Annotated in this window: 20 protein-coding genes; 13 read left to right on the forward strand and 7 right to left on the reverse strand. The window is 59.5% G+C overall.

Annotated elements, in window-relative coordinates:
* Positions 1–93 precede the first annotated feature (93 nt).
* The 3 genes from GSP01_RS01905 to GSP01_RS01915 all read left to right on the forward strand — a co-directional run bounded on the left by GSP01_RS01905 (position 94) and on the right by GSP01_RS01915 (position 4559).
* Positions 94–1725 (forward strand): lysine--tRNA ligase, encoded by a 1632-nt coding sequence (locus GSP01_RS01905; RefSeq protein WP_141350030.1) that lies wholly within the window; start codon positions 94–96, stop codon positions 1723–1725.
* A 144-nt stretch (positions 1726–1869) separates the two neighbouring features.
* The gene (locus GSP01_RS01910) at positions 1870–3861 is read left to right on the forward strand and encodes a lysylphosphatidylglycerol synthase domain-containing protein (RefSeq protein ID WP_373320102.1); all 1992 of its coding nucleotides are present in this window, start codon (positions 1870–1872) and stop codon (positions 3859–3861) included.
* Entirely contained in the window at positions 3858–4559 is a 702-nt protein-coding gene (locus tag GSP01_RS01915; protein ID WP_011253425.1) for a MarC family protein, read from the forward strand. Before GSP01_RS01910 ends, GSP01_RS01915 begins: the two co-directional genes overlap by 4 nt.
* Here GSP01_RS01915 and GSP01_RS01920 read toward each other — a convergent pair whose 3' ends face one another.
* Together GSP01_RS01920 and thpR are read right to left on the reverse strand one after the other, a co-directional pair.
* Positions 4560–5165, reverse strand: a complete 606-nt coding sequence (locus GSP01_RS01920; protein ID WP_141350032.1) for a uracil-DNA glycosylase family protein — start codon at positions 5163–5165, stop codon at positions 4560–4562. It abuts the gene before it with no gap.
* Positions 5162–5725: an RNA 2',3'-cyclic phosphodiesterase gene (gene thpR, locus GSP01_RS01925; protein WP_141350034.1), complete on the reverse strand. Its 564-nt coding sequence runs from the start codon at positions 5723–5725 to the stop codon at positions 5162–5164. Before thpR ends, GSP01_RS01920 begins: the two co-directional genes overlap by 4 nt.
* A gap of 151 nt (positions 5726–5876) precedes the next feature.
* Between thpR and GSP01_RS01930 the strand changes: the two genes are divergently transcribed.
* From GSP01_RS01930 to cyoD, 5 genes are all read left to right on the forward strand, one after another.
* The gene (locus GSP01_RS01930) at positions 5877–6647 is read left to right on the forward strand and encodes a Bax inhibitor-1/YccA family protein (protein WP_141350036.1); all 771 of its coding nucleotides are present in this window, start codon (positions 5877–5879) and stop codon (positions 6645–6647) included.
* Between the two features lie 447 nt (positions 6648–7094).
* Positions 7095–8033 (forward strand): ubiquinol oxidase subunit II, encoded by a 939-nt coding sequence (cyoA, locus tag GSP01_RS01935; RefSeq protein WP_141350038.1) that lies wholly within the window; start codon positions 7095–7097, stop codon positions 8031–8033.
* A 7-nt stretch (positions 8034–8040) separates the two neighbouring features.
* Positions 8041–10029, forward strand: coding sequence for a cytochrome o ubiquinol oxidase subunit I (gene cyoB, locus GSP01_RS01940; protein WP_141350041.1), 1989 nt, complete (start codon positions 8041–8043; stop codon positions 10027–10029).
* Between the two features lie 17 nt (positions 10030–10046).
* Positions 10047–10664, forward strand: coding sequence for a cytochrome o ubiquinol oxidase subunit III (cyoC, locus tag GSP01_RS01945; RefSeq protein WP_141350043.1), 618 nt, complete (start codon positions 10047–10049; stop codon positions 10662–10664).
* Positions 10664–10993: a cytochrome o ubiquinol oxidase subunit IV gene (cyoD, locus tag GSP01_RS01950; RefSeq protein WP_141350045.1), complete on the forward strand. Its 330-nt coding sequence runs from the start codon at positions 10664–10666 to the stop codon at positions 10991–10993. Before cyoC ends, cyoD begins: the two co-directional genes overlap by 1 nt.
* Positions 10994–11166: 173 nt before the next feature.
* Here the strand turns inward: cyoD and fdxA are convergent, their stop codons facing one another.
* The 3 genes from fdxA to GSP01_RS01965 all read right to left on the reverse strand — a co-directional run bounded on the left by fdxA (position 11167) and on the right by GSP01_RS01965 (position 14425).
* Positions 11167–11499: a ferredoxin FdxA gene (fdxA, locus tag GSP01_RS01955; RefSeq protein ID WP_141350047.1), complete on the reverse strand. Its 333-nt coding sequence runs from the start codon at positions 11497–11499 to the stop codon at positions 11167–11169.
* A gap of 92 nt (positions 11500–11591) precedes the next feature.
* The gene (locus GSP01_RS01960; protein ID WP_141350049.1) at positions 11592–11870 is read right to left on the reverse strand and encodes an RNA-binding S4 domain-containing protein; all 279 of its coding nucleotides are present in this window, start codon (positions 11868–11870) and stop codon (positions 11592–11594) included.
* Positions 11867–14425 (reverse strand): helicase-related protein, encoded by a 2559-nt coding sequence (locus GSP01_RS01965; protein WP_167495456.1) that lies wholly within the window; start codon positions 14423–14425, stop codon positions 11867–11869. Before GSP01_RS01965 ends, GSP01_RS01960 begins: the two co-directional genes overlap by 4 nt.
* 98 nt (positions 14426–14523) lie before the next feature.
* On the opposite strand from GSP01_RS01965, the gene GSP01_RS01970 reads away from it, so the two are divergent.
* Both GSP01_RS01970 and GSP01_RS01975 read left to right on the forward strand, forming a co-directional pair.
* A complete protein-coding gene (locus GSP01_RS01970; RefSeq protein ID WP_141350053.1) occupies positions 14524–15915 on the forward strand; it encodes a M17 family metallopeptidase in 1392 nt (463 codons plus the stop codon).
* 303 nt (positions 15916–16218) lie between these two features.
* Complete coding sequence (locus GSP01_RS01975; RefSeq protein ID WP_024717011.1) at positions 16219–16620, forward strand: MarR family transcriptional regulator; 402 nt, start codon at positions 16219–16221, stop codon at positions 16618–16620.
* 14 nt (positions 16621–16634) lie between these two features.
* On the opposite strand, the gene GSP01_RS01980 is transcribed toward GSP01_RS01975, so the two are convergent.
* Positions 16635–17606 (reverse strand): glycosyltransferase family 4 protein, encoded by a 972-nt coding sequence (locus GSP01_RS01980; RefSeq protein WP_141350055.1) that lies wholly within the window; start codon positions 17604–17606, stop codon positions 16635–16637.
* A gap of 87 nt (positions 17607–17693) precedes the next feature.
* On the opposite strand from GSP01_RS01980, the gene GSP01_RS01985 reads away from it, so the two are divergent.
* From GSP01_RS01985 to GSP01_RS01995, 3 genes are read left to right on the forward strand one after another with little or no spacing between them, the layout of a single operon-like run.
* Entirely contained in the window at positions 17694–19652 is a 1959-nt protein-coding gene (locus GSP01_RS01985; RefSeq protein ID WP_141350057.1) for a polysaccharide biosynthesis protein, read from the forward strand.
* Positions 19649–20791, forward strand: a complete 1143-nt coding sequence (locus GSP01_RS01990; RefSeq protein ID WP_141350059.1) for a DegT/DnrJ/EryC1/StrS family aminotransferase — start codon at positions 19649–19651, stop codon at positions 20789–20791. The genes GSP01_RS01985 and GSP01_RS01990 overlap by 4 nt, the downstream gene beginning before the upstream one ends.
* On the forward strand, positions 20788–21210 hold the full coding sequence (locus GSP01_RS01995; RefSeq protein ID WP_141350061.1) for a hypothetical protein: 423 nt from the start codon (positions 20788–20790) through the stop codon (positions 21208–21210). The genes GSP01_RS01990 and GSP01_RS01995 overlap by 4 nt, the downstream gene beginning before the upstream one ends.
* Here the strand turns inward: GSP01_RS01995 and GSP01_RS02000 are convergent.
* Positions 21173–21952 carry a MerR family transcriptional regulator gene (locus tag GSP01_RS02000; RefSeq protein ID WP_141350063.1) on the reverse strand — a complete coding sequence of 260 codons (780 nt, stop codon included), beginning with the start codon at positions 21950–21952 and terminating at the stop codon, positions 21173–21175. The genes GSP01_RS01995 and GSP01_RS02000 overlap by 38 nt on opposite strands.
* Between the last annotated feature and the right edge of the window lie 27 nt (positions 21953–21979).

Consider the following 21979-nt stretch of genomic DNA (forward strand, 5'->3'; position numbering starts at 1 on the left):
TATTTCGTAACCATATGGATGTGTCTGGTTGAAACCGCAATGTGTCGTATTGCTTGACCGGGAAGAGGTGTCTCCCTACCTTTTCCGGTAATCATGCAGAAAACCAAGACACCTATCGCCTCGTCCCTCTCTCCTGACGCGCCGCTTCCGAAAGCATGGCCGTTCGACGAGGCACGAAAAATCACCGTGCGCATGGACGCGCGCGCATCTGATACTTCGGAGCAGGCTCCTGCCCTTCTGGAAACGGGCTATGGTCCGTCGGGTCTGCCGCATATCGGTACGTTCGGCGAAGTGGCGCGGACGACCTGGGTGCGTCAGGCCTATGAGGCTCTAACCGGCCGTCCGACGCGTCTGCTTGCGTTCTCCGATGACATGGACGCGCTGCGCAAGGTGCCGACCAATGTGCCGGAGCAGGAGATGCTCGCAAAGCATCTGGGTCTGCCGCTGACGCGGGTGCCTGATCCGTTTGGCGAATATGACAGCTTTGCTGCGCATAATAATGCGCGCCTTCGCCAGTTCCTCGATAGTTTCGGTTTCGATTACGAATTCGCTTCCGCCACGCAGTATTATACCAACGGCACGTTCGATGCGGCTCTGCGCCGTATGCTTGAAGTCCATGACGAAGTCGTGGCGACCATCATCCCGACGCTTGGTCCGGAGCGCCGGGCGACCTATTCGCCGGTTCTGCCGATCCATCCCGAAACCGGGCAGGTCATGCAGGTGCCGATCATCAAGGTTGATCCGGATGCCGGCACGGTTGTCTGGAAAGACGAGGCCGGAAAGACGTTCGAGACGTCCGTTCTGGGTGGTCATGCCAAGATGCAGTGGAAGGCCGACTGGGCCATGCGCTGGTATGCGTTGGGCGTGGATTATGAAATGTCCGGCAAGGATCTGATCGATAGTGTGAAGCTGTCTTCGAAGATCTGCCGTATTCTGGGTAAAGAGCCGCCTGCTGGACTGACCTATGAGCTGTTTCTTGATGCGCAGGGGCAGAAGATCAGCAAGTCCAAGGGCAATGGCCTGTCGGTTGAGGAATGGCTGCGTTACGGTACGCCGGAGAGTCTGGCGCAGTACATGTTCCAGCAGCCGACGCGGGCCAAGCGCCTGTTCTTCGATGTCATCCCGCGCGCGACGGATGATTACCTGACGCTCGTGCAGAAAGCCGAGACGCAGGAAGGACCGGATCTGCTGGCCAATCCGGTGTGGTTTATCCATGGCGGAACGATCCGTCCGGAAGACACCAGCCCGGTGTCCTATACAGCGCTCCTGAACCTTGCGAACGTGGCCAATGCCGACAAGCCTGAGACGCTGTGGAAATTCCTGCGTCGCTATGATCCGACGCTGTCGCCCGAGACGCATCCGTATGTGGATCGGCTCGTGCATTGTGCGCTGACCTATTTCAAGGAGCAGGTGTACCCTAACAAGACCTATCGTGCGCCGACAGAGACCGAACGCAAAGGGCTTGTGGATCTGGCGGATGAACTGGCGAAGCTCGCTCCGGACACAGCACCGGGTGATGTGCAGGATGTCGTGTTCGAGGTTGGCAAGCGTTATTTCGCCAAGCCGGAACTGCGGTCCTGGTTCGGGTGCCTGTATGAAGTGCTGCTTGGACAGACCGAAGGGCCGCGTTTCGGGATTTTCGCTTCCCTGTTCGGGTTGCCGGAAACGGTTGGCCTGATCCGGGATGCCCTCGCGCGGCCTGTTGAAGAGCCTGTGCAGGGCTGAGGCATCGGCATGCCCGTGGATAACAGGCCGCAGGATGTTCAGGTGTCTTCCATGATGGAAGAGCAGAGCGTTTGTGTGGATGTAGGGGTGGCTGACGAGACATGTTCAGAGGCCGGGCTGCGAAAGCAGCGGTGGCAGGTGTTCATGTCTCGCGCGCCTGCGCTCGTGGGGCTGATCCTGCTGGTGGCGGCGGTTGTCGTCATCTGGCGGGAGCTGCGGCATCTGTCGCTTCATGACATTACGACGAGCCTGAGCGCTATTCCGGATTCTGCCCTGCTGGCCGGTGGTGCGGCAACGATCCTGTCGTATTTCATCCTGTCTTTCTATGATCGGCTGGCCTGTTTGCATGTCCGGGCGAAGGTGTCTTACCAGCGTTCGGCGTTTGCGGCGTTCTGCTCTTACGTGCTGTCCCATAATCTGGGATGTGCGGCGATTTCCGGGGCGGCTGTGCGTTTCAGACTCTATCGGAGCTGGGGCGTGGCGCCTGGGGCGATCGCGCAGATCATTGCGTTCTGCTCGGCGACGTACCTGTTGGGTACGATGGCGCTGATTGGCGGTATTCTGATCTTTGAGCCGCATGCCGTGCCGGTCCTGTCCCATCTGCCCGAGTTCCTGCTTCGTCTGGCGGGGTTGGTGCTGTGTGGTGTGTTGCTAGCCTATGTGCTGGTGGCGCGCGTGCGACGGCATGTGCGGATCTGGAAATACGAGATCGAGCTTCCGGGAGCGGGCATTGCGATTGCCCAGATCGCGGTCAGCGCAGCGGACATGGCGGCGACGGCGTTGATTGCGTATTGCGTGTTGCCTCCGTTGCCGCCCGAGGCGCATTTCGGGTTCGGGACGTTCCTTGCGATCTATCTGGCGTCCTATACGGCCGGCCTCATGGCCAGTGTGCCGGGTGGCCTGGGCGTTTTTGACGGGGCCATGTTGCTGGCGTTGCAGGCCTATCTGCCGGCGTCGCAGATCATGGGTGCCATCCTTGTTTTCAGGCTTTTCTACTACATCATCCCGCTCCTTCTCGCGGGATTGATGTTCGCGGGGCATGAGCTGTTTCTGCGCGGCGAGCAGGCTCTGGTTTCGGCCGGGCAGACGCCGCGGCGGGTGCGGCCCAGTCAGGTCGTCCGGGAGTCGGAAGCGGATTTTTCTGTGGCTGTAGCGACGAGCGTTCAGGCGGTCGTGGGTATTCTGCTTGTGCTTTACGCGCTGGTGGCTGGTCTGCCGCCGCTTCAGACATCTCTTGGGGCAGCTGTCTCACAGATCGCGGATCTGCTGCTGACGGTGGCGGGTGTCGGGCTGGTTGCGCTGTCTTGGGGGCTGTCGCAGCGTGTGGCGCTGGCCTGGAAATTTTCCCTCGGAATGTTGGGTTCGGCAGCTCTGTTGCTGATGCTGCGGCATGCGCCGTGGGCAGGGCCTGTGGTCATCATTCTCGTGATGCTGCTGCTGCTGCCGTTCAGGAACTGCTATTATCGCCGGGCGCATCTTCTGGCCGCTCCTCTGACGCCGTCGATGCTGGCGCCGCTCTCGCTGTGGGGGCTTGGACTGCTAGGGGTAGGCTGGGTTGCCGTGCAGCGGCATCTCGGGCCGATCTGGTGGCGGTCGATGATTTATGACGCTCATACGGCCGTCGGGCGCTGGTTTCTCGGATTTTCGGCGCTGTGCGGGTTCTATGTCCTGTGGCGCGGGATGCGGAGGACGCGCATCCGGTTCGAGGCCTGGACCGCCGAGAATGCGCATCGCTATCACAGTCTGGCCCATGCACTGCCGCAGCTGGGTGCGCGTTGTCCAACGGGTCTGTTGTTGGATGAGGCCGGGCGTGCGGCCATTCCGTTCCTGCGGACGGGGCAGTTCATCATCGGACTTGGAGATCCGGCCGGATCTGAACGAAACTGCGTTGCGGCAATCTGGCGGCTGCGGGATCTGGCGTTGCAGGAAGGGTGCAAGCTCGCCTTCATACAGGTTGGCCAGTCGCTGATGGCTGTCTATAATGATCTGGGACTGACGGTCTGTCCGGACAGGACGGCTGGGACGGTGTGCTGTTTTTCCGAGGATTATCGGATGCTGCGGGCTTTTCTGAAGGGTGAGGAACGGCTGGCACGCAAGCGCAAGCCACAGGCCGTGTCAGGTCTGACCGGTTCATGAGTCTGGCACCCGGGCTGGGGAATACGCTCAGCAGCTGGTTGATCGCCTTTCCAGCGCTCTTCTCGATCATCAATCCGCTTGGGGCGTCACTGATTTTTGCTCAGGCGACGGAAGGGCGCGATCGTCGCGAGGTTGTCGAACTGGCGCGTCAGGTGGCGCTGAATTCGCTGGGCATCATGCTGGTGTCCATTTGGTTCGGTAGCTGGATTCTCGGGTTTTTTGGAATTTCGATCAATGCCCTGCGGATTACGGGCGGTCTGGTTGTAGCGTCGCGTGCTTGGCTGATGCTGTTGCAGCCTGAGACGTCCGAGGCGCGTAAGGAAAAGCAGGCGCTTCAGGGCGGTCGGACCGTGACGACACCGGATCTGCGGGAGACGGCGTTCTTTCCGTTGGCCATGCCGTTTACGGTGGGGCCGGGTAGTATTTCCGTAGCTATCGCGCTTAGTTCATCCACGCCACCGAACATGCCTACAGCGGATTATTATGTCGGCGTATCGGCTGCCGCGACGACCATGGCGATTGTGGTGGCGGTCGTTTACGCCTATGCCGAGCGGGTTGTTGCGATGCTGGGGGTGACGGGAACGCGGATTGTCAGCCGGCTTGCGGCGCTGATCCTTCTGGCGATCGGGGTGCAGATCCTGGCGTCGGGCGTGGAAGGGTTCCTTGTCGAGGCGCTGAAACAGGCCAAGGCCGCCTGATTAGCGCTCCGCCAGTATCGCATGAACGCGTTTACGCAGGGCGGGAATGACTTCTTCCTGAAACCATGGCGCTTTTCTTTCCCAGGCGCTGGTACGCCACGAGGGGTGGGGCAGGGGAAAATATTCGGGCAGATAGTTCCGGAAACTTCTGACGCGTTCTGTAACTGAACCGCGTCCCAGAACATGGTTCTGAGAATAGCTTCCGACGAGCAGTGTCAGGCGGATATCCGGCATGAGGGAAAGGACGCGACGGCGCCATAGCGGGGCACATTCCGGACGGGGCGGGTTGTCGCCGCCTTTGGGTAGGCGTCCGGGATAGCACAGGCCCATCGGGAAAATGGCGATCTGGCGCGTGTCATAAAAAATAGCTTCTGAGATCGCGAGCCAGTCGCGCAGGCGCTTGCCGGAGGGGTCGTAGAAAGATTTTCCGGCGATATGGGCCTTGGTGCCAGGGGCCTGGCTGGCGATCAGGATCTTCGCTGTAGCTGAAGCATGGATCAGAGGTCTGGCGCCGAGCGGGAGATGGGGCTCGCAGACCCGGCAGGCCCGAACTTCCGTTAGGAGTGCCTCAAGGCGTTCCTCGGATGACGGAACGGACAGGGTCATTCTTCCTCGGGGATCAGCGGCATGTCCGGCTGCCAGGCATATTCTTCGCGGGGAACGTAAACGTGTTCGCCCTGGCTCCGCATGCTTTCGAAAAGTGTAACGTGCTCTACGGAGATGGGTTTGCTGCGGAAGAGATTGTGCCGCTGGACCCATTTGATGGCGTCCGCCCGCTGGTTCGGGAAAAAATGTCCAAGGGTGATGGCGGGCTGGAAGCGGCGCTTTGCTGGTGGGCAGCCAGCACGGCGAAGGGCGCTTTCGACCTGGGATTGCAACGCATCCAGTTGGCGGGTGCGTTCGACCCCGATCATGAGGCTGTCCGCCGTGAGGCCTTCGCGAATGTCAGCCTGAGCGAGGGAAATTTCGAAAGGCTGCCAGGCGAGGCGGGAGAGGGTGAGGTCGATTTCTTCCAGCCGGTGCCGATCAGTGATCTCTCCAATGAAGCGGAGGGTGATGTGATGGTTTTCGGCCGGAACCCATTGCACGCCGGGCATAGAACCGCGCATCAGCGCAAGCGTTTCCCGGACATCGGCAGGAAGGTCGAGTGCGACAAAAAGTCTCAAGAGGCGCGTTTCCCATGAAAAAGAAGTAAGGGGCGGCGGAGTATTCTTGACCCTTCCGATAAAAACCCCACATTCAGTATGAGTGTACGGACGGCCCTCCCGGGTTCGTCAAGCGCCCTTTTCAGAAGGGCATCTCATTGGAAAAGGTGTCATGGCTTTCAATACCAACTTCAGCAGGGCCGGTGTGCAGGCCGGAGCCGGCAGTCTCGATGCCGGGCTTCGTGCTTATATGTGCCGGGTCTTCAACTGGATGGCGCTTGGTCTGGTGATCACGGGAGTGGTCGCTTACGGCGTCGCACAGACATCCCTGCGCTCTCTCTTCTTCCATCTGGCAGAAATGCCGAATGGTGCCATCGTTCTGCGTCCGACCCTTCTGGGTGGGATCAGCATCTTTGCTCCTCTTGTGTTCGTGATGGTTCTGTCCTTCGGGGTCAACCGTCTGTCGCGGTCGGCCGTACAGGGGATTTTCCTGTTGTTCAGCGCGGCGATGGGTGCGAGCATGGCCAGTCTTCTGCTGAGCTATACCGGCGTTTCCGTGGCCCGTACCTTCTTCGTGACGGCTATTACGTTCGCCGGAATGTCGCTGTGGGGATACACGACCGGCGCCAATCTCGCTCGACTCGGTTCTTTCCTGTTTATGGGGCTGATTGGGATCCTTCTGGCATCCGTGGTGAACATTTTCCTCCACAGTTCGCCGCTTGCCATGCTGGTTTCCATAATAGGTGTGGGGCTTTTCACCCTACTGGCGGCGTATGACACGCAGCGCATCAAGATCACGTATCAGCAGTACATGGCCTATGCTGGTGCAGATGATGTTGCGAAGCTGAGTGTCTATGATGCGCTGACAATGTATCTCAATTTCGTGAACCTGTTTCAGTTTCTGATCCAGTTCATGGGGGTTCGCTCAGGTAACAGCGATTGAGATTACTCTCTTAGCGATACTGGAGATCCAGAAAGGGGCGGCAGTTGATGCCGCCCCTTTCTGCTTTTTGGACCAAAAAAGTCTTGAATTATTTCCACGAATTCTAAAGCAGTTCACATTAAAAATCTGTAATTTTATGACTTAATGAAACCCTTAATTAGATCAAATGTGGCGAAAAACAGCCATTTCACTCTGAGCCCTATGTCGGGGAAGGGCTCACGAAATCCGTGATAAGCCTTGTCTTTGAGGCGATTCAGGCGGAAAAAACCTGAGGAACCGGGACAGCCGTGTCCCATGCTGAATGAATTTCAGGGTCGGATCTTTGATCCGGTTCCTGACGTCAGGATACGAACGAGAAAGGTAGCAGACTATGGCAGCGTTCGGCGGCACTGATGCGGACCTTATCGTGTCAAACCGTTTCCCGGCGACTACTGCAAGCCGGAACGGATGATGAAAGCAGGACCGATGAAAAAACTCTGGCGATATCTCCCAGCGTTGCCGGCGCTGATGCTATCGGGTTGTACGGTTGATCTGCTTCAGCCGCGCGGCCCGGTCGCAGAAATGAACCGCGATGTCATGGTGGCGGAATTCGTCATCATGATGCTGGTCGTGGTTCCCACCTGCGCCGCGACGCTTTATTTTGCGTGGAAGTATCGTGCTTCCAACAAAGAGGCCGAATACCTCCCGACTTGGGATCATTCGACCGTAATTGAATATGTCATCTGGGGCGTCCCTGCCATCCTGATCGCTCTTCTGGGCGCCATCAGCTGGTGGAGTACGCATGCTTATGACCCGTACCGCCCGCTTCAGACGGCTGACAACGTCAAGCCCCTGAATGTCCAGGTGGTTTCTCTCGACTGGAAATGGCTGTTCATCTATCCGGACCTGGGGATCGCAACGATCAACCAGCTGGATGTTCCCACGAACACGCCGCTGAATTTCCAGATCACCTCTGACACCGTCATGACGTCGTTCTTCATCCCGCGTCTGGGATCGATGATCTACTCCATGCCTGGTCAACAGACCCAGCTGCATCTGCTTGCAAGTGAATCCGGGGATTATCTCGGTGAGGCTTCACAGTTCAGTGGTCGTGGTTTCTCGGATATGAAGTTCCGTACCCTCGCCATGGATCCGGCTCAGTTCAACGACTGGGTTGAGAAAGTGAAGAGCGGAAGCGAAAATCTCGACGATACCACCTACCCGAAATATGCTGCACCGCAGGAATCTGCGCCGGTACAGTATTTCGCGCATGTCCAGCCGGATCTCTTCGACGGCATCGTTGCCAAGTATAACAACGGCATGATGGTGGACAAGAAGACGGGCAAGGTCATGCACATGCAGTCTGCTTCCAACGCTGCACCGTCCGACACTGGCATGAAGGAATAACCGACAGATGCTCGGAAAACTCTCCTTATCAGCCATACCGTTGGATGTGCCGATTCTTGTCGGTACATTCATTGGTGTTGCTGTTATCGGTCTCGCCGTACTGGGTGCCGTCACCTATTATGGCAAATGGGGCTATCTCTGGCGTGAATGGCTGACGACAGTCGACCACAAGCGTCTTGCCGTAATGTACGTCATTCTGGCGATCGTCATGCTGTTCCGCGGTTTCGCGGACGCTATCATGATGCGTACCCAGCTTGCTCTGGCTTACAAGGGTAACCCGGGTTACCTTCCGCCGCACCACTACGATCAGATCTTCTCCGCTCATGGCACCATCATGATCTTCTTCATGGCGATGGCGTTCATGACGGGCCTGATGAACCTGGTGGTTCCCCTTCAGATCGGTGCGCGCGACGTTGCGTTCCCGTTCCTGAACTCGCTCAGCTTCTATATGACGCTGGTCGGAGCCCTGCTGATCAACATCTCGCTGTTTATCGGTGAGTTCGCTCAGTGCGGCTGGCTGGTTTACCCGCCTCTGTCCGAGATGCAGTTCAGCCCGGGTGTCGGCGTTGACTACTATATCTGGGCCGTTCAGATCTCCGGTGTCGGTACGCTGCTGACGGGCGTGAACTTCTTCACGACCATCGTCAAGATGCGTGCGCCTGGCATGGGCTGGATGCAGATGCCGGTCTTCACCTGGACTGCGTTCTGCACGACCGTTCTGATCATGGTGTCCTTCCCGGTTCTGACAGTGACGCTGGCTCTGCTCAGCCTTGACCGTTACCTCGGCATGCACTTCTTCACGAACGATGCCGGCGGCAACGTCATGCTTTACCTCAGCATGATCTGGACCTGGGGCCATCCGGAAGTTTACATCCTTGTCATTCCGGCATTCGGTGTTTTCTCCGAGGTCACTGCAACGTTCTCCCAAAAGCCGCTCTTCGGCTACAAGACGATGGTGTACGCCACGTGCTCCATCATGGTGCTCTCCTTTGTCGTGTGGGTGCATCACTTCTTCACCATGGGTGCTGGTGCTAACGTCAATACCTTCTTCGGTATCATGACGATGATCATCGCCGTCCCGACGGGTGTGAAGATCTACAACTGGCTGTTCACGATGTATAAGGGTCGCGTGGAATTCACGGCTCCGATGTACTGGACGATCGGTTTCATGATCACCTTCTCCATCGGTGGTATGACTGGTGTCATGATGGCCATGCCAGCCGCTGACTGGATCCTGCATAACTCCCTGTTCCTGATTGCCCACTTCCACAACGTCATCATTGGCGGTGTGTACTTCGGCTACATTGCAGGCATGGGTTTCTGGTTCCCGAAGGCTTTCGGCTTCAAACTGAACGAAGCCTGGGGCAAGCGCGCGTTCTGGTGCTGGTTCATCGGCTTCTATCTGGCCTTCGTTCCGCTCTATATCCTCGGCCTCGAGGGCATGACGCGTCGTATGAACCACTACGACAATCCTGACTGGTATCCGTGGATGCTGGTTGCTGAAGCCGGTGCGATCGTTATCGCTTGCGGTATCGCCTGCCAGCTGACGCAGCTCTATGTGTCCATCCGCGACCGTAACCTGCCTGAGAATCTTGATCTGACGGGTGATCCGTGGAACGGCCGTACGCTGGAGTGGGCTATTTCTTCTCCGCCGCCGGCTTATAACTTCGCGGTCATTCCCGACATTCACGGTCTCGACACGTTCCACACCGAGAAGCAGCTGGGTCTGAAGGCTCACGGCAAGCCGCTGGCGCCGATCCACATGCCGAAGAACACCTCCGCTGGTGTCTTTATCGGTCTGTTCGCGTTCCTGTTCGGCTTCGCTTCGATCTGGTACATCTGGTGGCTTGCCGCCATTTCCCTGATCGGTATCGTTGCAACCATGATCCTGCGCAGCGCCAATCGTGACGTCGACTATTACGTTCCGGTAAGCGAAATCGAGCACAACGAGGAAGTTTATTCTCGTCGTATCGCTGCGGCTCAGGCAGCAGAGTAAGAGGGGGCATAAGACTTATGGCTCACGAAGCAACAATGTCGCCTCTGGCACACGCTGACGATCATCACGGGGAACACCACGAGACCCCCAACGTGTTCGGCTTCTGGCTCTACCTGATGACGGACTGCATCCTGTTCGGGTCGATCTTCGCTGCCTTTGCGGTTCTCCGGAATCAGTTTGCCGGTGGTCCGTCGGGTAAGGAGCTCTTCGATCTGACGAATGTGGGGATCGAGACGGCTATTCTGCTGTTCTCGTCCATCACGTACGGCTTCGCCTCGCTGAATGCGATGGCGAAGAACAAGACGATGGTTCTTCTGTGGCTGGCCGTCACTTTCGTTCTGGGCGCATCCTTCGTCGGTCTGGAGCTGAACGAGTTCAGCTCCATGATCGCAGAAGGCAACGGTCCTGACCGTTCGGCATTCCTCTCCGCGTTCTTCACGCTGGTTGGAACGCATGGTCTGCACGTCACCTGCGGTCTGATCTGGATGCTCGTCCTGATGGTGCAGATGATGGGTCCGCAGGATCTGTCCGAGCGTATGATGAACAAGCTGACCTGCCTCAGCCTGTTCTGGCACTTCCTTGACATCGTCTGGATCTGTGTCTTCTCGTTCGTCTATCTCGCAGGAGTGATGTAATGGCTCAGGCACATACAGCCCACGATGGTAGCCACGGCTCCTATTCGGCTTATCTGATCGGCTTCGTTCTGGCCGTGATCCTGACGGTGGCATCTTTTGCCGCCGTCATGACCCACGCCCTGTCTCCGGGAATGGCGCTGGCCGCACTGACGGTTCTTGCCGTTGTGCAGATCGTCGTTCACCTGGTGTTCTTCCTTCACATGAACACCAGCAGCGAGCAGAGCTGGAACCTGATGTGCTTCATCTTTGCTGCGGCATCGGTGATTGTCATTATTGGTGGTACGATCTTCATCATGCATGACACTGCGATCAACATGATGTCCCGCTAAGGTTTCTTTCGAAATCTGAGGGAAGGGCTGGCAGGAGAAATCCTGTCAGCCTTTTTTTATGCTTGGTTTCCTTTGTGCTTTAGCCCGCTAAAGGAGCTGAGCTGTCGATCTGGCATAAAAAAACCCGGTCTCCAGAGAGACCGGGTGAAAGATGCAGCCCAAGAAAAGCGGGATCAGTCCTTGTGGGGCGCCTCGGACAGCATGGCGGCCTTGCCGGGCTTGTCTTTCCATTCTTCGGCGTTCGGCATGGCGTCGATCTTGCGGGTCATGTTCGGCCACTGAGTTGAATATTTCGCGTTGATCTCGATCCACGGAGCGGCACGGTTGTCGCTGTCCGGGAAGATGGCCTCTGCCGGGCATTCCGGCTCACACACGCCGCAGTCGATGCATTCGTCAGGATTGATGACGAGGAAATTCTCACCGGCGTAGAAGCAGTCTACGGGGCAGACCTCCACGCAATCCGTGAACTTGCAACTAATGCAGTTTTCGGTGACCACATAGGTCATTGACGTCTCCGATCGTCTTGCTGGTCCGGCATCCGGCCGGTTTCATCCGAGCGGGATGATATGCGAAGGTTTGGCCTCAGACGCAAGCATCGTCAGCCGTCTTCTGTGATGGCTTCATAAAGAAGTGCGGCTTCTTTTGCCGGACCGCGGCGTTCACCAAGATCCAAGACGCGCCACACGCGCACTTCTCCGCCAGAAACGGCCGGAAAAGTCAATATGTCGCCAATGTGAAGTTTGGCATGGGGCTTGCTGGTGGGCTGCCGGTTAATGCGGATGCGCCCCTTGCTGATTATGGCTGCGCAGAGCGGGCGAGTTTTGGCGACGCGGGCGTAATACAGCCACTGGTCCAGCCGCTGGTAGTCTTCGCTCATGGACGGATTTTTTCCCTCAGGGCTGCGAGTGCCGCGAAGGGGCTGTCGGTTCGTGGCGGAGACGGGCGTTTGATAGGGGGCTGGTGCGCGGCGGATCTGCGTCTGCGGGCGGCCCGGGTTTTGCGGTCATTCAGGATCATAAGTGGGCGGGGTGGACCTGCATGGGTGGCGGACTGTGTCTCGGGCGGCTGGTGCGCGATGCCGAGGCCCTTGAGAATGGCAGGGAGCATCTCGGCTTTTACGCCCAGTCTGGAGGCCAGATTTGTCGGGGCGGCGTGATCGCGACGGAGTGCGAGGTGATGCATGTCCGCGATACAGCGTTCTGCGATGTCGAGGCGCAGGCCGGTGTCGGCCGCCCGGATCCAGCCGAACTGCCCGTGAATGTCGCTCCAGGGGAGGGAGACGCGTCCGGGTGCGGTGGGACGGAGCGGGGTTTTGCTGTGCAGGGCGTGCAGGAGGCCCAGAAGCGCGAGCGGACGGTTTCGGAAGAGGGACGGGCAGTAGATCGAGAAACGTCCGACCTCGACGCCGCCTTTGCGCAACCGGTTTCTGAGCGCGGGGGGGAGTGCGTGGTCTTCGGGCAGCGTTTCGGTGATGCCGCCGTCTTCCATCAGACGGTGCAAAATGGCGCGGAGCTGGGTTTCGCGCTCGGCGAGTGTCTGACTGCGGTATAGGGGCTTGAGGTCTGTCTGGATCAGATGGGCCACGAAGCTCAGCAGGCGGGTTTCGACATGGTTTTTTTGGACCGTGTCGGTGAACTCGGCTGGGAAAAGCTGGATGGTGGGGCGCAGGAGGGACGGCCCTGCGGTGAGGCGGCCGAGGGGTATGTCTTCCCAGAAGAGTTCGCCGTTCGTGCTGTCCAGCCTTAGGGATGTGTCGGGTGCGTCCTGAAGCATGCGGATGCGGCGCGGGATTTCGTGGATGAGGGCTTTGCGACCAGCGCGCAGAATCATCTGGCGTTCGGGGCCGGAGGCGACATCTGTTTCCAGTGTGAAGCCACGGATGCGGCCGATGCTGTGTCCTTCGACGAGGACTTCTCCGTCCGGTTTGACTGCGGAAAGCAGGGTGCGGTCGCCGTCATTGTCGAGACGGCGCAGGAGTGTTGTGGCGCGGCGGTCTACAAAACGTGCTGTGAGACGTTCGTGCAGGGCGTCGGAGAGTTGGTCTTCGACCTCGCGGGCGCGTTCCTGCCAAATCGCGGAATGGCGGCTCCATTCGGTGCGGGCCGCGACATAGGAACAGACGCGCACGCCGGTGAGGCGGTGCATGAGGGTATCGATATCGCCTTCGGTCTTGGCCAGGCCCCGGATATGGCCTTCCATCCAGTTGGCGGGAACGGAGCCTTCCTTGAGCAGATGCATATAAAGACGCGCGCAGAGACGGGTGTGGCTGTCGTCGCCGAGTTTGCGGAAATCGGGGATCTGGCAGACGTCCCAGAGCAGCATGGTAGCGCGTTTGCCCCGGGCGCTCTCGCGGATGTCCGGATCGAGCATCAGGGATTCGAGTGTCGTGACGTCCGAGGCCACGCGGCCTGCAGTCAGGCCACGCAGCGGGGGCGGCTGGGTCAGGCTTTTGAGCAGGTTGGCGGGATTGCTGAAGTCGAGTTCGTGGTTGCGCCAATAGAGGCGTTGGATCGGGTCGAAGCGGTGCTGTTCGACGGCTTCGACGAGGGCGCTGGACATGGGCGGGCAGTCGGCCGTGGTGCCGAAGGTACCGTCTTTCATGCCGCGTCCAGCACGTCCGGCGATCTGGGCGATTTCCTGCGGGAACAGGGGGCGCGGGACCGTGCCGTCGAATTTGCTGAGCTGGGCCAGGGCGACGTGATCGACGTCCATGTTCAGACCCATGCCGATGGCGTCGGTTGCGACGAGATAATCGACTTCGCGGTTCTGATAGAGTTCGACCTGGGCGTTGCGGGTACGGGGGCTGAGCTGTCCCATGATGACGGCACAGCCGCCACGGCGTCTGCGGATGACTTCGGCCAGTGCGTACACCTCGCTCATGGAGAAGGCGACGATGGCGGAGCGTGGTGGCAGGCGGGAGAGCTTCGTGTGTCCCGTGCTGGCGAGGCTGGAGAGGCGGGTGCGGATGTCGATCTCGATGCCCGGGACGAGTTTCTGGAGCAGTGGGCGGATGGTTTCGGCACCGAGGAAGAGTGTCTCGACCGTGCCGCGCGCGTGAAGCAGGCGGTCCGTGAAGATGTGGCCCCGGTCCGGGTCCGAGGCGAGTTGGATTTCGTCGATGGCGATGAACTCGGCCTTGCGGTCCAGTGGCATGGCTTCGACGGTGCAGGAAAACCAGCGTGCTCCGGGGGGTACGATTTTCTCTTCGCCTGTGATGAGTGCGACGCTGCGTTCGCCTTTGAGCTTCACCAGGCGCTCGTAGTTTTCCCGGGCCAGCAGGCGCAGGGGGAAGCCGATGATGCCGGAGGCGTGGGCCATCATGCGCGTTAAGGCATAATGGGTCTTGCCGGTATTGGTGGGGCCAAGGGCAGCACGGATGCTGGCTGGCATGGTATGATGACCGGACGAGGTTCCGTGGAATGCACCCTTCATGTCTGAATGGTCGGGTGCCTGCGGGGCAAAAGCAAGCATCTGGAGCGTTCCCCGATGATCTTTATCGGGCGGGACCTGTATTTGAGGAAGAAAGTCTTATGAATCTGCATCCCCAGCTTCCCTTCGTAACGTCCGCCGACGCGGCTTCCGCCCGTCTGGTTCATCTGGTGGCCTGTGAGGATAGTGCGACCGTCTCGCGCCTTCTGGGGGAGCATGCGGCCTTTCTTCAGGGGCAGGGATTTTCCGCAAAGGACGGCGCTTTTACCTTGCTGCCGGGTGACGGAGGTGTTGGGGCAGCGATCCTGTGTGTGGCGTCCGCACGCGCCAATGATCCGGTGGCTTTTGGTAAGCTGGGGACGGCTCTGCCGGATGGAGACTGGACGGCGGTGCTCCATGGGTTTGACGAGGGCGCTTTGGAGAGTGCGCTGCTCGGGTTTTGTATGGGGGCGTATCGTTTCAGTCTTGGGGAGGACAAGCCTGTCACGACGCGGATGGTCGTGCCAGATGAGGTGAAGCGTCCCGTTGCGCTGTCGAAGGCACTTTGGTTCGGGCGGGATCTGATCAATATGCCCGCAAATCTGCTAGGGCCGAGGGAACTGGCGGATATGGCCGGTGCGGCGCTGGTGCATCGCGGGGCGAGCGTCAGTCTTGTGGACGGGGGTGATCTGCGGAGTGCGTATCCGTGTCTGGCGGAAGTGGGCGAGGGATCGGAGCGTAAGCCGGTCGTGGTCGTGGCGCGGTGGAAGGCCCGTGAGGGTGCGCCGCGGATTTCTCTGATCGGCAAGGGCGTGTGTTTCGATACGGGAGGGTACGATCTCAAGGGCGCGGCAGGCATGTTGCGTATGAAGAAGGACATGGGCGGGGCTGCGCTGATGCTGGCCGTTATGTGCGCTGCCATCGATCTTGAGCTGGATGTGGATCTGGAGCTCCGTCTGGGCTGTGTCGAGAACAGCGTCTCGGGTCATGCCATGCGGCCTGGGGATGTGCTGCGGACGCGCAGTGGCAAGACGGTCGAGATTGGCAATACGGATGCGGAAGGGCGCCTAGTGTTGTGTGATCTCATAACGGAGGCTTCTGAAAGTCGTCCGGATGCCATTCTGGACGCTGCAACCCTGACGGGTGCTGCGCGTGTGGCACTCGGTCCGGATGTGCCCGCGCTGTTCAGTAATGACGATGAACTGGCATCATTCATTCTCGAATCGGGAAAATCGACCGCTGATGTAATGTGGAGAATGCCACTCTGGCATGGTTACGATGCATGGCTGGATAGTACAGTAGCCGACTTTGGAAATGTGACCTCAAAGCCGATGGCAGGGGCGATTACAGCCGCACTCTATCTTCAGAAATTCGTTCCGGACGGCCAAAAATGGGCGCATATCGACACTTATGCGTGGAATGACGGTGTCCGGCCGGGCCGCCCCGAGGGGGGAGAAGTGCTTGGTCTTCGGGCAATTCTGGAGAGTTTGTCACGAATTCATAATAATTCCTGAGCTTCCATAAAGCGTTTCACTCGGCGAACAGTGTGGCCGAGCAACGGAGTGTTAAAAGATTAGGGTGTCAAACGCGCTTTAATGAGGCATACGCCCTTTCATCGTTTCGATGCAGAGGCATTGTCCACTGGGTTGTTTTGGAACCCGTATGCTTGCGTATGCGTTTCGAAACACCACGTAAATGAGACTACGGTCTCTCCGGACATGGAGAGGCAGATACAATTTCACGTCGACCCTCATTCCGTCGGCTCCTGTTATGGGATCGGACAACAGATGAGGGAGGGACTGCTTAGGAGAGAGATCATGCCTCAGGCTACCAATGATCAGATGCTCAACCTTCTGTGCGACACCATCGTTTCGATGGTTCGTCGTGACGGACCCGATCTGTCGGCTCGCCAGCTTGCCGTCTTCCTGACCTGCTATCTGCGGGACGGGGCTCACACGGTTCGTGGCCTGGCGCTGGAACTCAAGGTGTCCAAGCCTGCCATCACCCGTGCGCTCGACCGTCTGGGCGAGCTGGATCTGGCACGCCGCAAGGTCGATCCGCTGGATCGTCGCTCGGTGCTGGTGCAGCGCACGCTGAAGGGTTCCACTTTCCTGCGCGAAATGCGCGCGGTCATGGCGGAAGCTTCCGGCACGCGCTCTACTCGCACTGAACGCGCTTCGGCTTCTGTCGAGCGTTTGAGCAGCCGTCGCGCCGGCTGATTTAAGCCGCTGGATTACCAGCGGTCCTGCACGCGGGTTTTGGCCCGCGTGCAGACATATCCTGTCCACGCAAGCTGTGGCAGGGCGATCATCAGAACCATCGTGATGATCTGACCTGTGGCGAAAGCCGCAGCGCCCCAGAGGGCAAACCCCCAGTAAAGACATGTGACGAGCGGGACGGGCAGTCCTGAACGGACGGCCAGCTGATAAAGGTGGCCGCGATGGGCCTGCGCGAGCCTGTCACCGGCGCGTGCCCGGCGTGCCAGCGTGAACGTTACGTCCCACAGCACGCCTGAAAGCAGAGCGATGACGAGCAGGCCGCTGCCCGTGCCGAAGCCGGTCATGCCGCCCCAGGCGATGGCGAGGCCGATTGGCTGGCTGCCGACATCGCCCATGAAGATCCGCGCTTTCGGAAAATTATAAGGTAGGAAGCTCAGCAGACAGACGGCGAGTAGGACGAATGCGACGGGCATGAGGCCTGTGCTGGCGAGGAGCAGCGCCGAGATGGCCATGACGCCCGAGGCCAGGCCATTGATGCCATCGATGAAATTGAGGGCGTTCGTGATGAAAACGGCAGCCAGCACGAAGGGGATCATTTCGGGCAGGGTTGCGCCGGTTCCGATTGCTGCGGCGATTGCCGCTACGAACTGGGCCGCGAGCTTGTAGCGCGCGGGGAAAGGGCGGACGTCATCGAGCCATGAAACTGTGCCGAGCAGGATCATGCCGACCAGCAGTCCCGTGATGGCGGGGACGATACGCATTGACGCATGGGCCTCGTACAGGGCGGGAGGCAGGCACAGGATGAAGGCGCCGACGATGCCGATCCCGCCGCCTTTGGGCGTCGGACGTGTGTGGGAGCTTCGGGCGACGGGATGGTCCAGAACGCCGGCGCGGATCATGAGCAGGATCAGGAGATTGCACAGCACGACAGCGGCTATGCAGGAGAGCGTAACGCCGCTGGTCAGATTCTGGAAAGAAAAGGGCATGGGACGACTTTATGGGAGGGAGGCTTTTGGCGCTATAAGGGGCGCGTGACATCTGTTCATCCTACAGGGCCCATATCCCCGGCCTCAATGCCCCCTTCCGGTCCGTCCCCGCGCGCTTCGACGCCGGCGCGGCGCATCGCGCTCAATGTCGTGCTGGATGGAGTCGTGTCGGCCGCCGCCGCTCCCGTGGCGCGATGGCTGGCTGATCCGGCGGGGGGGTGGCTGCATCCGCTGTGGTTCATTGCCGGAGGCGGCATCACGCTGCTGGTGGGGGGGCTGCCGTTCCGTATCCCGCAGCAGTACTGGCGGTTTTCGGGGGTAGCGGACCTGTTCAATATCGCCTGTGCGTCGGTGCTGAGTGCGCTGTTGTTTGCGGAACTGCTGCATGTGGCGGGTTATCCGCTGCCGACGCCGACTTTCCCCATCATTCATGCGCTGGTCCTGCTCGTGTTTCTGGGGGCCATCCGCATGATGTGGCGTCTGGCGGCGCGGCGTAGAAGTCTGGCTCTGAATGGTGAGCGCATCCTGCTGCTCGGAGCAGACCATGAAGCTGATCTGTTCATCCGGGCAATGGAGCGCGACAGCGAGAACAACCGCCGCGTTGTGGGGCTTCTGACGGGGGGCGCGCAGCAGGCCGGGCGGCGTATTCATGATTGTCCGATTCTGGGAACGATCAGCGAAACGCCCGTCATTCTGGAGCGGCTGTTCTCTTCAGGGAAACTGCCGGATGCGCTGGTCATTACAGCAGGAGAGATCAAGGGCCGGGAACTGTCCCAGATCCTCGAGGCGGCGCGGGCGTATGATATCGATGTGCAGCGCACACCGTCGCTCACGGCGTTGCAGCCTGCGGACCGGGTGGAGCTTCGTCCGATCGCGATTGAGGATCTGTTGAATCGTCCGCCTGTGGCGCTCGATTCGCAGGGGATGGCGCGCCTAATTTGTGGACGCGTTATTGCAGTGACAGGGGCCGGGGGAAGTATCGGCTCCGAACTGGCTCGGCAGATTGCGTCTTTCAAGCCGGCCATGCTGTTGCTGATCGAGAGCAGCGAATATGCGCTGTGGCAGATCAATCTGGATATTGCCGAGCGTTTTGCAGACGTGAAGCGCCATCAGATCATCGCGGATGTGCGTGACCGGAGACGGATGGCGGAAGTGTTCGGGACGTACCGGCCGCAGCTTGTTTTTCATGCGGCTGCGCTCAAGCACGTGCCAATTGTCGAGGATAATCCGGTTGAGGGTGTGCTGACGAACGTGATCGGCACGCGGATCGTGGCGGATGAGGCTGAGCGTGCGGGTGCGCAGGCGATGGTGATGATTTCCACGGACAAGGCGGTCAATCCGTCCAGTCTGATGGGGGCCAGCAAGCGTTGTGCGGAAGTATACGGGCAGGCGCTCGACATGCGTGCGCGGGCCGGGCAGGGCGGTATGCGCTGCGTGACTGTGCGGTTCGGCAATGTGCTGGGTTCTACGGGGTCGGTCGTGCCGTTGTTCCGTCGCCAGCTTGAGCATGGTGGGCCGTTGACGGTCACGCATCCGGATATGACGCGCTACTTCATGACGGTGCCCGAGGCGGTTGGGCTTGTGTTACAGGCGGCAGTCCGTGGCACGCATGAGCGTTCGGAGAACGATGCGACCGATCAGCGCCTGAAGCAGGGCGGCATTTTTGTGCTCGATATGGGCGATCCGGTGCGGATAATGGATCTGGCGTTCCAGATGATTCGCCTTGCAGGTCTGCGTCCCGAGAGCGATATCGAGATCCGTTTCACCGGCCTTCGACCGGGCGAAAAGCTGTTCGAGGAACTGTTTCACGGGCGTGAGGCGCCGGTTCCGACCGATGCGCCGGGCCTGCGGATGGCGTCTCCGCGCACTGTCGATTTCAAGGTGGCGGCAGCCGCGATGGATGAGTTGGAGGCGGCCTGTCACGCGAGTGATCTGGGCGCCATCATGAGCATCCTGTACAGGCTGGTCCCTGAATTCCTTCATAACCGCGACGGCGGAATGCCGATTGCGATGTCCCATCCCGATCCGGAGATGATAGCGCCATGACACGGCAGATTGCTTTTCTCGACCTTCCCGCACAGCAGGCGCGCCTTGGTGGCAGTATCCAGAAGCGTGTGGACGCCGTTATGGCGCATTGCCGCTTCGTGCTTGGCCCTGAGGTGCAGGAACTGGAGCAGCGCCTTGCGGAGTTCGGGGGCGCGAAATATGCGATCGGTGTGTCGTCCGGAACGGATGCGCTGCTCATGGTGCTGATGGGCGAGGAGATCGGTCCGGGAGATGCGGTTTTTCTGCCCGCCTTTACCTATACGGCGACGGCGGAAGTTGTTCTGCTGCTGGGTGGAACGCCGGTTTTTGTGGATGTGGACCCGCAGACTTTCCAGATCAGTCTTGAATCCCTGAAGGAGCGGCTTGAGGTCGTGCGCCAGGCCGGGGATCTGGAACCGCGGGTGGTGATCGGGGTGGATCTGTTTGGTCAGCCTGCGCCTTGGGACGAGCTGAAGGCCTGGACCGCGCAGGAAGATCTGACACTGGTGGCCGACTGTGCACAGTCTTTTGGTGCGACCTATCATGGTCGTCGTCTGGGACATGAGGCGAAGGCAACCACGTTGTCCTTCTTCCCCTCCAAGCCTTTGGGCGGTTATGGGGATGGTGGTGCGATCCTGACGGACGATGATGATCTGGCGGCGCTGTATCATTCCCTGCGCACGCATGGGGAAGGTCGCACGCGCTACGAAGTCGAGCGGATCGGCATCAACGGGCGGCTGGATACGCTGCAGGCTGCGGTGCTGCTGGCAAAGCTCGATGTGTTCGGGGACGAGCTGAAGCGTCGGGATGAGATTGCTGCGGCCTATGATGCTGCCATGCCGGAAGGCATTATCCCACCCGTACGCGTTGCTGACAGCGAGAGCGCCTGGGCGATTTATACGATCCTGTTGCCCGATGCAGCCAAGCGGGATTTGCTTCAGGCGTTTCTGAAGGAGGCTGGTGTTCCGACGGCCATTTATTATCCCAAGCCGCTTCACCGTCAGCCGGCCTATGCGCCGCATCACGATGGTGCCGTGCTACCGGTGGCCGAGGGGCTTGGTGCGCGGGTTCTGGCTCTTCCCATTCATCCCGAACTGACGGACGATGACGTCAGCTACATCATTGCAGCCCTCAATCGTTGGGCAGGAGAACAGGCGTGAGACGTGAACAGAAACTTCTGCTGGTTTTTGCGGCGCTTGTTCTCATTCCGGTGGGCATTATCTGGTTCGTGACCTGGCCGCTGCTGCATGCCTGGAAATTTCCGAAAGTGACTGTCGGGCAACTGAGCGCACCCGTCAGCCGTGAACTGACCGCCGAAGAAGTCCAGAAGGTCAATCTGTGGCTCCAGTCGCATGAAACCGCCTGGGGCCCTTCGGGGGAAAAGACAGATCTTGCTCCGAAGGTCGTCCTTGAGATGGCCGGGGCACAGGGGCAGCCCGTCATCATTTCCATCTGGAAATACAAGAAGCAGGACGACATCGTCGGGATTCAGCTGGCGAAGGGGGGGCCTTTCCGGATGAATGCTTTTCCGGATGCGCAGCTCATGGCGTTGCAGCCTGATGGCGCGCAGCCGCAATAATGAAGTTCTGAACGTCCGGGCTGAAGGGCAGCTTTCGCTCGGCGGTCTCCCAGTTGCTACGCTCCAGATACATCTGGTTTGCCTTGCGCCACAGTTCGGGGCCTGTCGCGTTTTGAAGCGGTTGCTGAAGGGTTTTCCAGGCCGTTAGCAGTTCGGCCGCCTCGGAACTCTGGGGAGAGACATTCCGGCTTAGGGCGTCTTCGCACTGGGCGATCAGTTTTTTCCACTGTTCCGCGTAGGCTGTGCGGTCCGTCGGAGGGAAATGGCTGTTGGCCATCTCCTGCCAGCGCTGTTGTTCTTCGGGTGTGAAATAGTGGCGCAATACGTCTTTCATGGCGTTATGTGTCATGTGATCCTGTCCTTTACTGATAAGGGCGCAGAAGGACTTCAGGTCTGGCACAGTGTCTTCTGACATCAGCACACAGGCAGCCTTGATCTGAGCGATAACGGCATCAAGGTCTGCGCGACGTGTTTCAAGGACAGAGAGCTGGGCCTGCAGAAGTCGTTTTGCGTTGAGCGGCCCGTGCGAAAGGGAGGCGATTTCTCTCAGGGTGTAGCCAGCTCTTTTCAGGAGCAGGATATGCGTCAGAGTCCCGACATCGGCGGCCCTGTAGACGCGACGGCCATTGTCCGCGCGACACGGGCGTAGCAACCCGGCTGCCTCGAAGTGCCGGAGGGCGCGGGGCGTGACGCCGACTATGGTAGCCAGTTCGCCGATTGTCAGGGTTCGTTTGTTCATCATCAGGCTCCTGACGCATCATCAAGGGTG

Source organism: Gluconobacter sphaericus NBRC 12467, assembly GCF_006539125.1.
Lineage (GTDB): Bacteria > Pseudomonadota > Alphaproteobacteria > Acetobacterales > Acetobacteraceae > Gluconobacter > Gluconobacter sphaericus.

Excerpts from the sequence above, each read along its gene's own strand:
- GSP01_RS01985 (WP_141350057.1), top strand. The coding sequence starts at position 17,694 with ATGCCCCCTTCCGGTCCGTCCCCGCGCGCTTCGACGCCGGCGCGGCGC.
- cyoB (WP_141350041.1), top strand. The coding sequence starts at position 8,041 with ATGCTCGGAAAACTCTCCTTATCAGCCATACCGTTGGATGTGCCGATT.
- GSP01_RS01965 (WP_167495456.1), bottom strand. The coding sequence starts at position 14,425 with ATGAAGGGTGCATTCCACGGAACCTCGTCCGGTCATCATACCATGCCA.
- GSP01_RS01960 (WP_141350049.1), bottom strand. The coding sequence starts at position 11,870 with ATGAGCGAAGACTACCAGCGGCTGGACCAGTGGCTGTATTACGCCCGC.
- GSP01_RS01910 (WP_373320102.1), top strand. The coding sequence starts at position 1,870 with ATGTCTCGCGCGCCTGCGCTCGTGGGGCTGATCCTGCTGGTGGCGGCG.
- GSP01_RS01920 (WP_141350032.1), bottom strand. The coding sequence starts at position 5,165 with ATGACCCTGTCCGTTCCGTCATCCGAGGAACGCCTTGAGGCACTCCTA.
- GSP01_RS01990 (WP_141350059.1), top strand. The coding sequence starts at position 19,649 with ATGACACGGCAGATTGCTTTTCTCGACCTTCCCGCACAGCAGGCGCGC.
- GSP01_RS02000 (WP_141350063.1), bottom strand. The coding sequence starts at position 21,952 with ATGATGAACAAACGAACCCTGACAATCGGCGAACTGGCTACCATAGTC.
- cyoA (WP_141350038.1), top strand. The coding sequence starts at position 7,095 with ATGATGAAAGCAGGACCGATGAAAAAACTCTGGCGATATCTCCCAGCG.
- GSP01_RS01980 (WP_141350055.1), bottom strand. The coding sequence starts at position 17,606 with ATGCCCTTTTCTTTCCAGAATCTGACCAGCGGCGTTACGCTCTCCTGC.
- cyoC (WP_141350043.1), top strand. The coding sequence starts at position 10,047 with ATGGCTCACGAAGCAACAATGTCGCCTCTGGCACACGCTGACGATCAT.
- GSP01_RS01975 (WP_024717011.1), top strand. The coding sequence starts at position 16,219 with ATGCCTCAGGCTACCAATGATCAGATGCTCAACCTTCTGTGCGACACC.
- GSP01_RS01915 (WP_011253425.1), top strand. The coding sequence starts at position 3,858 with ATGAGTCTGGCACCCGGGCTGGGGAATACGCTCAGCAGCTGGTTGATC.
- GSP01_RS01905 (WP_141350030.1), top strand. The coding sequence starts at position 94 with ATGCAGAAAACCAAGACACCTATCGCCTCGTCCCTCTCTCCTGACGCG.
- GSP01_RS01930 (WP_141350036.1), top strand. The coding sequence starts at position 5,877 with ATGGCTTTCAATACCAACTTCAGCAGGGCCGGTGTGCAGGCCGGAGCC.
- cyoD (WP_141350045.1), top strand. The coding sequence starts at position 10,664 with ATGGCTCAGGCACATACAGCCCACGATGGTAGCCACGGCTCCTATTCG.
- fdxA (WP_141350047.1), bottom strand. The coding sequence starts at position 11,499 with ATGACCTATGTGGTCACCGAAAACTGCATTAGTTGCAAGTTCACGGAT.
- GSP01_RS01970 (WP_141350053.1), top strand. The coding sequence starts at position 14,524 with ATGAATCTGCATCCCCAGCTTCCCTTCGTAACGTCCGCCGACGCGGCT.